10 protein-coding genes are annotated in these 13,540 nt (G+C 59.1%); 5 read left to right on the top strand and 5 right to left on the bottom strand.

The annotated features are described in order from the left end of the window. Positions 1 to 95: 95 nt before the first annotated feature. Complete coding sequence (locus tag J7382_RS08880) at positions 96 to 929, bottom strand: cysteine hydrolase (protein ID WP_209068684.1); 834 nt, start codon at positions 927 to 929, stop codon at positions 96 to 98. Between the two features lie 139 nt (positions 930 to 1,068). On the opposite strand from J7382_RS08880, the gene J7382_RS08875 reads away from it, so the two are divergent. Next, positions 1,069 to 1,986, top strand: coding sequence for an AraC family transcriptional regulator (locus J7382_RS08875; protein WP_209068683.1), 918 nt, complete (start codon positions 1,069 to 1,071; stop codon positions 1,984 to 1,986). Here the strand turns inward: J7382_RS08875 and J7382_RS08870 are convergent. Beyond that, complete coding sequence (locus J7382_RS08870; protein ID WP_209068682.1) at positions 1,983 to 2,789, bottom strand: phosphatase PAP2 family protein; 807 nt, start codon at positions 2,787 to 2,789, stop codon at positions 1,983 to 1,985. The two genes, J7382_RS08875 and J7382_RS08870, sit on opposite strands and share 4 nt — an antisense overlap. A 197-nt stretch (positions 2,790 to 2,986) precedes the next feature. Between J7382_RS08870 and J7382_RS08865 the strand changes: the two genes are divergently transcribed. Beyond that, positions 2,987 to 3,805 (top strand): LytTR family DNA-binding domain-containing protein, encoded by an 819-nt coding sequence (locus tag J7382_RS08865; RefSeq protein WP_209068681.1) that lies wholly within the window; start codon positions 2,987 to 2,989, stop codon positions 3,803 to 3,805. Positions 3,806 to 3,813: 8 nt separating this feature from the next. Here the strand turns inward: J7382_RS08865 and J7382_RS08860 are convergent, their stop codons facing one another. Together J7382_RS08860 and J7382_RS08855 are read right to left on the bottom strand one after the other, a co-directional pair. After that, the gene (locus J7382_RS08860) at positions 3,814 to 5,211 is read right to left on the bottom strand and encodes a M20 family metallopeptidase (RefSeq protein WP_209068680.1); all 1,398 of its coding nucleotides are present in this window, start codon (positions 5,209 to 5,211) and stop codon (positions 3,814 to 3,816) included. Between the two features lie 87 nt (positions 5,212 to 5,298). Further along, the gene (locus J7382_RS08855; protein ID WP_209068679.1) at positions 5,299 to 6,543 is read right to left on the bottom strand and encodes a GTP-binding protein; all 1,245 of its coding nucleotides are present in this window, start codon (positions 6,541 to 6,543) and stop codon (positions 5,299 to 5,301) included. A gap of 461 nt (positions 6,544 to 7,004) precedes the next feature. On the opposite strand from J7382_RS08855, the gene J7382_RS08850 reads away from it, so the two are divergent. From J7382_RS08850 to J7382_RS08840, 3 genes are all read left to right on the top strand, one after another. Continuing rightward, complete coding sequence (locus tag J7382_RS08850) at positions 7,005 to 9,161, top strand: S8 family peptidase (RefSeq protein ID WP_209068678.1); 2,157 nt, start codon at positions 7,005 to 7,007, stop codon at positions 9,159 to 9,161. Between the two features lie 173 nt (positions 9,162 to 9,334). Further along, positions 9,335 to 10,519 (top strand): MFS transporter, encoded by a 1,185-nt coding sequence (locus J7382_RS08845; protein ID WP_209068677.1) that lies wholly within the window; start codon positions 9,335 to 9,337, stop codon positions 10,517 to 10,519. A gap of 249 nt (positions 10,520 to 10,768) precedes the next feature. Further along, on the top strand, positions 10,769 to 11,608 hold the full coding sequence (locus J7382_RS08840) for a CDP-glycerol glycerophosphotransferase family protein (RefSeq protein WP_209068676.1): 840 nt from the start codon (positions 10,769 to 10,771) through the stop codon (positions 11,606 to 11,608). 104 nt (positions 11,609 to 11,712) lie between these two features. Here the strand turns inward: J7382_RS08840 and J7382_RS08835 are convergent, their stop codons facing one another. Continuing rightward, on the bottom strand, positions 11,713 to 13,524 hold the full coding sequence (locus tag J7382_RS08835) for an ATP-binding cassette domain-containing protein (RefSeq protein WP_209068675.1): 1,812 nt from the start codon (positions 13,522 to 13,524) through the stop codon (positions 11,713 to 11,715). Positions 13,525 to 13,540: the final 16 nt, after the last annotated feature.

The raw sequence follows: 13,540 nt of genomic DNA, 5'->3' as shown, positions 1-13,540 counted from the left end.
GCCACACAGGCAAGGCAAAGACCTCCTCCCAAAGCCCTAAACATCCACGCGACGCAACAGATGCATGCACACCGAACACATGGGGCTTCTCCAGATCAGCCTGCCGCTTTTTTGAGCTGCGCAACCGCCTCCTCAGTGGTCCAAACCGCATTGGCCATATAGCGGAAGTTGGTCAGCGCCGCGAGATAGCCGTCGCCCTCCGGCAACATCGCCGCAGCGGTGGCATCTTTGACAACAGCCACTTCAAATCCATCTTCCAGCAGTTCGCGCAGGTGGCTTTCCGTACAGAGGTTCGCAGACATCCCTGCCAGGATCACCTGATCCACACCGTTCTTGCGCAATTGCAGGCTCAGATCATTGGTGTCATTGCCATAGACCTTATGAGGTGAGGTGACGATGGTTCTGCCATCTTCGATGTACTTCTTGTACTGCGGCATCCAATCCGCGCCGGAGTTTTCAAACCCATCGATGATCAAAGGCCCTTTGCGGTCAAACATGCCAATCTTGTGCATCAGTTTTTCCAGAGCGCCTTCAAACTTCCAGCCGTGATCGGTGGGATAATAGTAATGCGGCGACACGGCTGTGGTGATGTCATGCGCTTTGGCCGCCTTAAACAGTGTCTCGATGTTTTCCACCGTCCCATGTTCTTCCACGCTGGCACCAATCACACCCCAGGTCACGCCTTCCGGATGCAGAAAGTCGATTTGCGGGTCGGTCACCACCAGTGCCGCACGGCTCAGATCCAGCTTCATATCGGATGGCGGCAGGGCGGGCTGTGCGGGGTCGGCGTAAGGGTTTTCCTTGGCCTGCGCCTGAACCGCACCAGCCCCCGCCACCGCAGCCGCTCCGGCCGCAGAAGCCATCAACCCACCACGCAGTGCCTCCCGGCGTGACAGTTTCTTGGGATCATGATCATGACAATCACACATTGGTCATCTCCTTAGCATTCGCAGGCCTCAGCACCTGCCCCCTGACTATCGGGCGGCCCAATGTGCCTTTGGGTCCAGAATTTGACCTCGCAGAGAAGCAAACGTGTCTTTTCGTCCAGAATTGGCCCATGCTACTCTCATGAAGTACGATCACATATTCGACAGTCTTGAGATCGAGACCAAACCCTTCGCCCTGTGTGAAATCGCAGGCGTGCGCAAAGTGGCCCTGCCCGCAGATGGCGCAGTGACCCTGCACTATGTCTTGTCCGGAGAAGGCAATGTGATCATGCCCCGCCGTGCGGCGATCTCCATTTCGCCGGGCAGCCTGATCCTTGTGCCCGCCCTTGTGCAACATGAGATCCGCAGCACCGCCACAGGGACGATCCCGACCCCGGCCTGCCAGCCCGCCGAGTTGGAACTGCGCCATGTGCTCACCAAAGGGGGGCCGGATGAAGCCGAACAGGCGCCTCTGCTCGCGCTCTGCGCACATATAGTCATTGGCCTCAAAGGTTCTGGCAATCTCATCGACCTGCTGCATGACCCGCTGCATATGCACATCTCGCAACAACATCCGCTGTTTGGTGGGCTCAAAACCCTGCTGGGCGAACTGTCCCGTCCCGATCTGGGCAGCCGCGCCATGGTCCGGGCCATCCTGTTACAGGCGGTGATCGAAATGCTGCGTCAGAGAATGGCGATGGGAGACGGCGCACTCCACTGGATGGCCGCCCTGCGCGACCCCGCCGTCTGGAAGGCCCTGAAAGCCATGCTCGATGCGCCACAAGCGCGCCATTCCGTCGAAAGCCTCTCTGAACTGGCGGGCATGAGCCGCTCCTGCTTTGCCAAGCGCTTCTCTCAGGCTTATGGCTCTGGCCCCATGGAGCTGCTGCGCGATCTGCGCATGCGCAAGGCTGGGCGGCTTCTGAGCGAAACCGACAAGCCCGTCAAAGCCATTGCCGCAGAGGTCGGCTTTGCTAGCCGCAGCGCCTTCTCAAGACAGTTTGAACTGACCACCGGCCAAAGCCCGCGCAGCTTCCGCACCGCTCTGAAAGACCGCTAACCTGCGCGCTGAAGCCCCGGTGACCCATTCCGGCTTGCATCTCCTGTGACACGGTCTTTTCGCCGGACAAATATGAACGACAGCGCCACCGCAATCAATGACACAAACAGCGCCGAGAAGATGACATCCGACAGAAAATGTCTGCCAAACGCCACACGCAACAGCGCGCCGGAGACAGCAAAGGACAGCGCGGCCCCAAACAGACCATTACGCCAGACGCGGCTGGCCAGGAAGCGGGTCAGAACAAAAGCGGAAATCGCAAAGGCCGTGGCCGCCGCCGCTTCACCGGAAACAAAAGAGCAATTGCTGACACATTGCGAGGCAATCTCAAAGGGCGGCGAAAACAGCCGGTCTCCACCAAACTCAACCGTATGCACCGGGCGCGCACGTCCCCAATTGGCCTTGAGAATGCCGTTCACCAAAACAGCGGGCCCCAAAAGATACACCCCCACAATAAACACCCAAACCTGCTGTGGCAGAGCAAACAGCTTGCGCCCGATTGCGGCCAGCAATACGCCAAACAGCGCGAGCAACCCCAGTGCCGTGAACAGATGGTTGAGAAACTCTCGATAAATCAAAAAACCGGTCCCCTGCGCGATCGGGAACCCCTGCTCCGCGCTGCCAAAAATCCCAGACACCCACGGATCAATCCACGGCATGGAGGCAAACAGCGCCTGACAGGCCAAGGTCAGTAACAACAGCCAATTCAGCGCATGCCTGCGTCTCTCCCTTATCTGTTCAACAACAGAGGGGGGCACATAGGGGCGTGTGTGCTCAGATCCGCGTGGTTTTGACATGGGCATGCTATCTTTCCTCTCAAAGCGTCCAACGGCGTCACGCCGCACAGACGCTGGTCCTCTATGACTGCCCACCTGCGCTGCGCCCCAAGCCACAGGCCAGCCCGCATGCACAAACGGCTTGTGTCCTGCGTTGATGGTTGGTGCAATTTCGTGAACGGTCGTTTCTGGACCGCTCGCGCGCGACCTGCTAACCAAGGCACATGAAGCTACAGACCATCGCGCCCAATGCGACGCTCTTGAAAAACACGCTGATCGCCTCCTTGGTCGGGGCGCTTTTTGTGTCTGTTCTGAACCCGGAACACACCGCCCACCTGCCCATTCTGACAGCCTATGGTCTTTGGGCCACGCATCTGTTTTTTGGTGCCGCGATCTTTGTCGCCGCGATCTATCTGGTGCAGCGGCTCGGCTGGTCAGATCCCTTGCCCGCCATGATCGCAACCGCCGTGCTGCCACTCCTCTTTGCACTGGTGTCACTGGCTCTGGATTACGGCTTTGGCAATCTGGATGAAGACAGCGCAGAAAACCTCACGGGCATCGCGCTGGTGCTGAGCGAAATCATCGCCGTCACCCCCGCCAGCCTGACCATAGCGCTGGCCTTGATCTTCCTGCTCAAAAGTGACGAGCACACCGAGGCGGCCCAAAATGCAGATACGCCGCCCCCACAGCCCATCGAAACACCCGTTGAAATCAACCTGCGCGCTTTGCTGCCGGGCCTGCCTTTTGATCTGGGAAATGAGATCATCCGCATGCACGCACAGGATCACTATGTGGAGGTCACCACCACACAGGGGCGCAGCCTGCTGTCAGAGCAATTTGGCGACTGTCTGCAGAAGCTGGATCATCTCAACGGCATTCATTGTCACAGATCCCACTGGATCTGCCTCGATCATCTGCGCAGCATCACCCGCAAAGGCAGCGCCTACAGCTGCCAACTCAGCAATGGGGACGAAGTGCCCATCAGCCGCCGCAAATATGCTGAGATCAAAGCCCGGCTCTCCGCCACGCCGAAGCCGTCCTGACAGCGCCCTTACCTGCGCTCCGCATCGGGCGCATCCCCCGCGCCGATGTCCCAAAACACGCCCGCCATCAGGCCCAGCGCCTCACGGCACAGTGGCTTGAGCACATGTTCATCGGGCGCATGCTGGCAGCAGCCACGATAAGAATGGGGCACCCAGATGGTCGGCAGCCCAAGGTGGTCCACAAAAATATCATTGGGCAGCGAGCCCGCCAGATTGGGCAGAACATGGGGGGCTTTGCCCGTGGTCTCCTCAATGGAGCGCGCCACAAACTGCGCCCAGGGGTGCCTTGGCGACAGCCGTGTCGGGCTGAAAGCGCCTGCCTCACTGGCACGGATCTGCACCTGTGCAAACCCATGCGCATCCAGATGCCGCCGCAGCGCCGGTAAGATTTCCTCCGTGTCTGTGCCCACCACATAGCGCAGTTGGCAATGCGCACGCGCCTTGTCGCTGATCGCGTTGACCGGTGCCTCCGGAATGCCGCTCTGCATCGCGAGCACGGCAAAGCTGTTCCAGCCAAACACACGTTCCGCCGGGCTCAGATCCGCCTCCCCCCAGTTCTCATCCACCGCAGGTCCCGCGCCTTCGCACACAGGCAGGTCGCGCAGCGCCGCGCGGATTTCCTCACTCAGGCTGTTGGGCCGCCACTCCGCCACCCGGATTTGCCCACGTGCATCGGTGATCACCGAGAGCGCCTGTGCCAAAATAATCGCCGGATCTGCCAGCAAGCCACCCCAGTTGCCGGAATGATGCGCCCCCTCTCGCAGATCCAACAGCAGATCAAAATCCAGACAGCCACGTGCGCCCATGAACATCGTAGGAGTCTCCGGTTGCAGCCGCGGCCCATCCGAAGCGATCAGCACATCCGCCTTCAGCGCGTCTTTCTGAGCGGCAAACAAGGCGGCCAAACCGGGCGAGCCGGTTTCCTCCCCTGTTTCCACCACAAACCGGCAGTTAAAGCCCAGCGCCCCGCGCGCCCGAAGCACCGCCTCCAGCGCGGCAATAGTGATCAGATGCTGCCCCTTGTTGTCGGCCGTCCCCCGACCATAAAGCCGCGCGCCATCTTCGGTCAGCTCAAACGGATGCAGCCCGTCTCGCCACTGCCCTGCCTGCCCATGGGTGACATCCCCATGACCATAGGTCAGCACTGTTGGCAAAGCCGCGCCTTCATGGCGCTGCGCCACCAGAATTGGGCCCGCCCCTGCCACCGCATTGGCATGCAGCACCGTCTCAAACCCCATCGCATGCAAACGCGGCACCATCGCCTCCGTCAGATAGCGCGACAGCTCCGCCGCCTGCGCCGGGTTCTGGCTCTCGGTTTCAAACGCCACCAGAGCAGCAAGGTCTGACTGAAAACCGCCATCGTCAAAATAGGTTTCCGCACCTGCGATGGCCGTCCGACGCGTCATGAGATCACCCTCTCGTGGCAAAAAAAATCTGCCGCACCTTAGGAACAGTTGCTGCCCAGGTGCAATCTCCAGATATGCACAAATCGCTCAGGACAGGGTCACCAGCGTCTTTGGCCAAGGATCCTCAAAGGCGATGCCCGCTTTCCATGCAGCAATCTCTGCCTCTGTGCAAAAACAGGCGCGCACAGCCGTCGCAAAGTCTGCAAGCCCGTCCCGGTCCCCAATCACGGTCAACCGACAGCGCCGGTCCCCAAAGGCCTGCGACTGCCCCTGCAAACGCCGACGCATCTCGGCGCGCTCCTGTGGCAACAGGTTCAGGCTGTCATCCTCCAGCGTGGCAATTTTCCAGAAATTCACCACCTCAAGCCCGACACTGCCCGCCGTCTGGTTCCACAAAAGCTGATACTGATCTCGGGAGGGCAACCAGAAAAAACCCTTACTGCGATAGATGCCCGTGCCAAGATAATGATTGTACACATCCCAAAGGCGTTGCGGATGAAACGGCCGCGCATCTGCAATCACAACACTCTCGATCCGGTAATCCGCCGCGCTGGCCATAGAGCTGGTGTCGTGTTCCACATCCCAAGCGGTCAGCTCTGCCCCCAACTGCGCCACCCGGTCATGATCATAAGGCCCCATCTGCAAAATACTCTCAAGCCGCAGATTGCCCCATTGCATCCCCATCACATCCGCCCCCCGATTGATGGGATGTACCGCCTGAGCAATCCTGTGCAGCGCGCTCTGATCCACACGGTCCATTTTGCTCAGCAGGATGCGGTTGCAGAACATGATCTGCTCCGCCAGCAGGTTTTCGATGCCCCGCTGCCCTGCCGCAAGATTGCGCGATGCCCCCGGTACAATGGTGTGGCCAAAATCATGGTCCTGCGCCAGCGTCAGGCAATCCACCACCGACAGAAACCCATGCAGGCGCAGATCATCATGGGCCCGAAGGGCCTCCAGCAGCGGCCAGGGATGTGTGCTCCCTGAGGTTTCAATCAACACATGGGTCACATCCGCCGCCAGTAGCCTGTCAACCGCCGCGCCAAATTGCGCCAAACCTTCAGGGCCGCTGATGCTCCCTGCAGCAATAGAAACAAACCGTGCATCCTGTCGTGACAGCACTTCACTGCCATCCAAAATGGCACCGTCCACATCCAACGTGCTCATCTCATTCACAATCACCCCCAAGCGCACATGCGGCAGTTGGCGGGCCTGCACCAACAGGCTCTGCAACAACGTTGTCTTCCCCGCGCCCAAAAAACCATTGAGAACAGTGACCGGCACCGTCGCGGACACAGACGCAGCACAGGAAGAAGGCACAGATCGGCTCATCTATTGTCTCCGATTGTTGCGCACAGACATGCGCGCGGTTGACGCAAGCGCAGTGCGCGCCAGAAGCTTGTCCCCCATTGGACAGAGGTCACATGTGTCGGTGACGCACAGCTCACAGTCTGCAAAGGTTTGCGCATGAAAGGGCATTGGCGCTCTCTGATTGGCTCTGACTTTGACCCGCTGTTGCTTGGCAGGCAGAGGTGATCAGGACAAAAATGCCGTCTGTCACAGGCAGGACAGCGTCGCATCCGTGACAGGCTCAGGTGGGGCATCTGCCTTGCCCTGATCTATTTTGATATGTAATATCATCACCAAAAATACAAGCGCGCATTTGCTGTCCCCCATCACCACGCCAAGCCATCTATCTCTTTAAAATTGGATCCAACGCCCAATTATTGGGCCTTGTTTAAGGGTTACTTTCTAGCCTGCCGTCACCCATATTTTTCTGAGGTGACCTGATGATGCCGCGCAAAACCCTGCTGTTGACCACAGTTCTCTTGGCACCGTTCCTTTTGGCAGGATGTGGCGGCGGCGAGGAAGGCGACGACACCGACAGCAGCAGCAATCAGTCCGGCAGTGGCGGCAGCTCCTCTCTCCCCATCACCGACAGCGCCACGCTGCTGACCTCTTTTATCGACAGTCTTGATCCCATACGCGCCCGCGCCACGCGTCTGATCCGACAGGATTCGCGCTACACCCGCCAAACCGCCCCGGACGGCCGCTATGTGGACAAAAACAGCAATGGCCGTTTTGACAGCGGTATCGATGTGGAACTGGGGGGCAATCCCCTTTCTGATGCCGGCATTCACTACGCCCACGCCGCAGGGCTGACCGGCGCAGGTCAGGTGATTGCCTTCTCTGACAACGGCTTTCTGACCAGCCATGAGGCCTTCTCCGGCCGCGCCATCACCCGAGGGTCTGGTCTGGCCGTGGCCGACCACGGCACCTTCGTGGCCTCCATCGCGGCGGGCAATTCTGATGATATGATTGGCGTCGCCCCGGCGGCAGATCTCATCTTTGGCAGCTTTGACAGCCTCTCCCAGCTGCGCGCCACCGCCGAATCCGCCGAAGCCGCAGGGGCCGTTGCCCTCAACAACTCCTGGGGCTTTTCCAACACCCGCGCCACCCGCTCTGACTACAACAACATTCTGGGCACCTCCTCTGGGCGAGCTTACCTCAATGCTCTCAAAAGCTATGCGGATGAGGGTATTGTGGTGTTCTCCGTGCCCAACAATTCCAACTTTTCAAGCACCGGTCTGATGCCAGCCCTGCCGCTGTTTGAACCCTCTTTGGAACAGAGCTGGATCGCCGTGGTGAATGGCGTGCCGGAAATGAACGGCGATGATGTCATCGGCGCCCGCCGGGTATCTGAGCCCTGTCTGGAGGCCGCCGCTTGGTGCCTCTCCGCCAATGGCAGCTGGACAAGCGCAACCGCAGATAGCAGCGGCAGCTACGGCTTTGGCACCGGCACCTCCTATGCCGCCCCAACGGTATCCGGCGCCCTGGCCCTGCTCGCAGAGGCCTTCCCCAATATGACCCACCAACAGCTGCGGGTGCGCCTTCTGGCCTCCGCAGATAACACATTTGACGGCTTCACCACCGAAGGCAGTGTCGAACTCGCCCCCGGCTTTACACACAATTACAGCGAAGAATGGGGCCATGGGTTTCTCGATGTGGCCGCCGCCCTTCTGCCCATTGGTCGGGCCACCGCCACCATGGAAAACGGCACCGTATTGGACATGAGCAAACCCCTCGTCGTTGCTGGCAGCGCCAGCGGCGACGCGGTAACCCGTGCCCTCGCCAAAGTGCAAATCCAAAGCACCGACGCCCTGTCCGCCTCTTTCGCCGTGAACGCAGGTCAACTGGTCGCCACCCGTCAGGCCGATCCGCTGTTTTCCACGCGGGACCTGCTCACAATTGCCCAAACACCAAGCCCCACGACCGCCGCAACCGCCTTCTTTGGCACAGAGCGTGGCCTGCCGGTGATGCTGGGCGCAGATGACATCCATCTCACGCTCTACCACGGCCAGTCCTCCGGCACAGATGCGCTTGGCTTTGGTCTGTCCCGTGGCTTTGATCTTGGGCGCACAAACCTACAACTGAGCACCAGCTACGGTGCTGATACCGCTGCGCTGCTGTCGGAATGGAATGGCGGTTCCGGCGGAGCGCTGGCCGCCATGGACATGACGCTTTCAACCGCTCTGACCGATCGTTCCCGTCTCAGCCTGATGATGGGATATGCCTATGGGCAGGAAGACTCCAATCTGGGGCAATCCGCCGACGTGTTGCTCAACGCCACCGCGCTGTCTTATGCCCATGACCATGTTCTGACCGCCAATGACGCGCTGTCGCTCTCCCTGTCTCTGCCCGCTGCAATTGCCTCCGGCAGCACATCGCTGTCTTTGCCGGTGGCCACCCACGACGGCGGGACACGGCATCAGGACGTGCGCATCGATCTTGCCCCGCGCAGCCGCGAAGTGCGTCTGGCGCTGACCTATCATCGCCCCCTGACCCCGCGCACAAACATCGACGTCTCCCTCGCCCATGCTCAGAACCGGGGCCATATTTCCGGCGTGGATGAAACCGCCGTGCTGCTGGGGCTGCGCACCCGCTTCTGATCCATAGCCGGACCGGAAAAACAGCACCAATTTTCCCAGATGGTGGTCCCGGTCAGACCACCAATCAACTCATGATTTAATCATACATGAAGACACACGCATTTGGCTTGATAGCGATCACAAGATCCGGCTAGCTGCCACGCAGTGTCGCAATCCGTACATAGGATCCCCATATGAGCGCCCCATTGCCACCGGCCACCGCCCGCCAGACCATGGCGCTGTTCTTTCTACAGCCTTTCGCACTGGGGGGCTGGTTCGCGCAAATTCCAATGGTGCAAACCAAACTTGCCCTGAGCAACGCCGAACTTGCGCTTGCACTTCTGGGCATGCCGGCCGCCTTTGTGCTGATGTCCAAATTTGCCGCCGCTATGGTCGCGAAACGCGGTGCCCCTCTGGTCTTCAAGGCAGCTTTTCCTCTACAAACGGCCACTGTCCTATTGCCCATGCTGGCCTATAACCAAGTCAGCCTCTTGATCGCACTGTTCCTGTTTGGCGCGTCTGCCGCCTGCCTTACGGTCGCGCTTAACGTCTATGCCGGTCAGGTAGAAAAAGCCGTGAAAGCTTCGGTGATGAACCGCTGCCACGGTTTCTGGGCGCTGGGGCTGATGACAGGATCCCTGCTGGTATCGCTGCTCGCCACACCGCTGACGCCCATTGGTATGCTGATGTTGCAATCCGCCGGGTCCGCAGGCGTCGGCATCCTGCTGGCCCGCAAACTGCCAAACATCACCCGCCCCATAGATCCTGCGCAGCCAACACAGCGCAGAAACGCCTTCCAATACCCAAAGACACTCTATCTCGTGGCGCTCTTTGTGTTTTCCGTCACGATGGCAGAGGGCACAATGAACAACTGGGCCGCTGTCTATATGGCGGATCGTCTGGCAGCCGACAGCGCCCTTGCCGGGTTGGCGGTCACGGTCTATTCCGGCTTCCTCGCGCTCGGACGGTTTGTAGGTGACTTCCTCAAAACACGCCTGGGTGGCGCACGCCTTGCCCAGCTCACCGTTGGCATCGCCATCATAGGGCTCCTGTCACTCATTGCGCCCTTGCCTTTGCCTCTGGCCTTTGTGGGCTTTGCTTTGGCAGGGCTTGGCGTCTCCGTGGGATTTCCTCTGGCGGTATCAGCCGCCGCCGCGCTGGATGATCACCATGAGGCAGACAACATCGCCCTGCTCTCCATCGTTGCGGTCAGCGGCTCGGTGATTGCGCCCCCCGTCATCGGCCTGCTTGCGGACAACTGGGGCATGGCAGCCGCGCTGGCCGCTCTCCTGCCCGGCCTCTGCATCAGCTTCACCCTGACACGCTACTTGGGAGCGGCCCCCATACGCCCATCTTCCCCACTCACAGACGCGACCTAAAGCACAAGCCGCCTAGCCTCTGTACAGGTCGCGCACAAAATGGCAGAACGGGCGCAGCCGTTTTCACAGAACAAAAGTCATTAAAGCTCCTCCGTGATTGAGATCCTACCTCCAACCTTTGCGTCTTCAAAACATCCCTCCCTTCAAAACCAGCCAAGCCTCATCTTTCATGCCAAGGAATCTTGGTTTGAATCGCTTTGTGAAGGGAAATTTGATTTCGTTGAAAAGATTGCGGCAAAAGCCGCTCAGATGGGGCATCAAACCTATGCCGTGCCCTATGACAGCCCGGTGTCCCAAACCCTCTGCACAGCAGATCACGCGCATATCTTCCTTGGCAAAACAAAGCGTATCACCCGCCCTGCCCTCTATGCCATTCCTTCCTATATCTGGGGATTTTGGTATCTCGACCCGCTTGGCGTGAACTGGGACTCTTCACTGGAAAATGCGGATTTTGTTCCGGATGACACAGACGCCGCCAAAGCGCGCTATTTCTTCAACGGTGTCACAGGCCATATGCTGCGAGAGAACATCTCCAAATTCTCCCAAGCCCCCCAAACCACAGAGCCTCTGCCACCTGCGCGTGCCGTGATCTTTCTGCAAGAGATCGACAGCTATGCGACGCCGGTGCATTTTCTCGACAGCCAGCAAATGATCGCAACCGTCGCCAAAAGCACCACCGCACGCGTTTATGTGAAACTGCATCCGGCACAATCAGAGGTCATGGCCAATCGCTACCGCAGCATCTGTCGCCGCTTTGACAATGTTGTGGTGTCAGAAGAGAGCATCCATGCACTCACCGCCGCCTCAGATGTGGTGGTCACCCAGAATTCCGCCGCTGGCTTTGAAGCCTTGATGCAGAAGAAACCCGTGATCCTCTGTGCGCGCTCTGACTACGGCCATATCGCGACCATCGCAAAGACGCCGCAGGAGCTGCGCAAAGCTCTGCGCAACGCGGACCACCCTCATCCAAAGAGCGCCTACGAAAAGTATCTCTACTGGTTCTTGGGCCAGAACATGCTGGAGCCGCAGGCTCCCGATTTTGAGGCACGGGCATGGGCCCGCATCGCGCCGCTTTTGCCCCAAGGCTGAAAACCCTTACCAAGGTCTGAAGCAGGCGTCGCAGGCGCAATATATTCAGAAAACGCGCACCTCCGCGTTACCGCCACAATACAGACGCGATACCGACGTTGATTTCAGCCGTTGCTTTCCGCTTTTTCTTCCAGCATCAGCCACTCTTCCTCAGCCTCCGCCAAGGCTTTCTGCCGCTCCACCAACGCCTCTGTGGCCTTCTGAAACTTCACCGGTTCCTTGGTGAAAAGCTCCGGATCCGCCATGAATTCTTCCAGCTTGGCAATCTCCGCCTCAAGCCGCTCCATGACCGCAGGCAAGGCCTCAAGCCGGTGCTTCTCCGTAAAGCTCAACCCGGAAGATACCGTTTTTTCCTGCTTGACCTTTTCCGCTTTCGGCTTTGATTTTTCTACCTTTATAGGCGTATTTTCCTGCCGTTGCGCCTGATAGTCAGACCAGCCACCCGCATAGGTCACAGCCTGCCCATTGCCCTCCATGGCGATGGTTGTAGTCGCCACACGGTCCAGAAAATCCCGATCGTGGCTCACCAACAGAACCGTGCCATCATAGTCATCCAGCAATTCCTGCAGCAGATCGAGTGTCTCCACATCAAGATCGTTGGTCGGCTCATCCATGACCAGCAAATTGCTCTCTTTGGCCATCAGTTTCGCCAGCAGCAACCGCGCCTTCTCACCCCCAGAAAGAGAGCGCACCGGCGCCCGCGCCTGCCGGTCGTCAAACAGAAATTCTTTAAGATAACCAACCACATGCTTGGGGGTTCCACGCACCATCACCTGATCGGCCTTGCCCGAAACCCGCATCTCAGGATCCCCTGTAAGACTGTCCCACAGGGTCATCTCCGGGTCCAGCTTGGCCCGCGCCTGATCAAACACCGCAGGCAACAGATTGGTGCCCAAAGTGACCGCGCCACTGTCCGGTGCGACATCCCCCATCAGCATCTTGATCAGGGTGGTCTTCCCAACGCCATTCGGCCCTACAAAGGCCACGCGATCCCCGCGCTGCACCGTCAGAGAGAAGTCACGCACAATGCTCTTACCATCGTAGGATTTGGACAAGCCTTTGGCTTCCATAACTTTTTTGCCAGACTTCGGACCTGCGGCCAGTTCCATCGCAGCAGATCCCTGGCGCTTGATCATCGAAGCGCGCTCTGCTCGCAAATCCTTCAGCGCCCGCACACGCCCCTGATTGCGCTTGCGGCGTGCACTGATGCCCTCCACAGCCCAGCGGGCCTCGGATTTGATCTTACGGTCCATCTTGTGGCGCTGAAGATCCTCTTCGTCCCAGACCTTATCACGCCAGGCCTCAAATGCCTCAAATCCCTTTTCCTGACGACGCACCATTCCCCTGTCAATCCAAAGGGTTGCCCGCGTCAAAGCCCGCAAAAAGGCGCGGTCGTGGCTGATCAGCACATAGCCCGCGCGGGTGGACTTCAGCTCACTTTCAAGCCAGGCAATCGCCTCAATATCTAGGTGGTTGGTCGGCTCATCCAGCAACATAAGTTCCGGCGCCTCCGCCATCAGCCGCGCCAGCGCCGCACGCCGACGCTCTCCACCAGACGCCGTCTCTACCGGCCGTGCAGGATCAAACTTGAGCCCCTCTCCCGCGCGCTCCACTTTATAGAGTTCGCCCGGATCAAGGCCGGCAGAGGCAAAATCCCCAAGCGTCGCAAACCCTGTCATATCAGGATCTTGCTCCATATATCCGACACTCACGCCAGGGGGCACAACGATGTCGCCACGATCCGCTTCCACCAACCCTGCCATGACTTTCATCAGGGTGGATTTGCCAGACCCATTGCGCCCCACCAGCGCCACACGGTCGCCAGGCTGCACCACAAGGCTCAGCTGATCAAATACGGGATCTCCGCCGAAAGTCAGGGAGATATCACTCATCTGCAAAAGAGGTATACGTGCCATGAGAAAGCGCGTAGCT

This window comes from Shimia sp. R11_0 (genome assembly GCF_017744035.1).
GTDB classification, from domain to species: Bacteria; Pseudomonadota; Alphaproteobacteria; order Rhodobacterales; family Rhodobacteraceae; genus Shimia; species Shimia marina.
The sequence above is the reverse complement of the archived record's forward strand: the minus strand, read 5'-3'. Positions and strand labels throughout refer to the sequence as shown.

Excerpts from the sequence above, each read along its gene's own strand:
- J7382_RS08865 (WP_209068681.1), top strand. The coding sequence starts at position 2,987 with ATGAAGCTACAGACCATCGCGCCCAATGCGACGCTCTTGAAAAACACG.
- J7382_RS08835 (WP_209068675.1), bottom strand. The coding sequence starts at position 13,524 with ATGGCACGTATACCTCTTTTGCAGATGAGTGATATCTCCCTGACTTTC.
- J7382_RS08845 (WP_209068677.1), top strand. The coding sequence starts at position 9,335 with ATGAGCGCCCCATTGCCACCGGCCACCGCCCGCCAGACCATGGCGCTG.
- J7382_RS08880 (WP_209068684.1), bottom strand. The coding sequence starts at position 929 with ATGTGTGATTGTCATGATCATGATCCCAAGAAACTGTCACGCCGGGAG.
- J7382_RS08850 (WP_209068678.1), top strand. The coding sequence starts at position 7,005 with ATGCCGCGCAAAACCCTGCTGTTGACCACAGTTCTCTTGGCACCGTTC.
- J7382_RS08840 (WP_209068676.1), top strand. The coding sequence starts at position 10,769 with ATGGGGCATCAAACCTATGCCGTGCCCTATGACAGCCCGGTGTCCCAA.
- J7382_RS08875 (WP_209068683.1), top strand. The coding sequence starts at position 1,069 with ATGAAGTACGATCACATATTCGACAGTCTTGAGATCGAGACCAAACCC.
- J7382_RS08860 (WP_209068680.1), bottom strand. The coding sequence starts at position 5,211 with ATGACGCGTCGGACGGCCATCGCAGGTGCGGAAACCTATTTTGACGAT.
- J7382_RS08870 (WP_209068682.1), bottom strand. The coding sequence starts at position 2,789 with ATGCCCATGTCAAAACCACGCGGATCTGAGCACACACGCCCCTATGTG.
- J7382_RS08855 (WP_209068679.1), bottom strand. The coding sequence starts at position 6,543 with ATGAGCCGATCTGTGCCTTCTTCCTGTGCTGCGTCTGTGTCCGCGACG.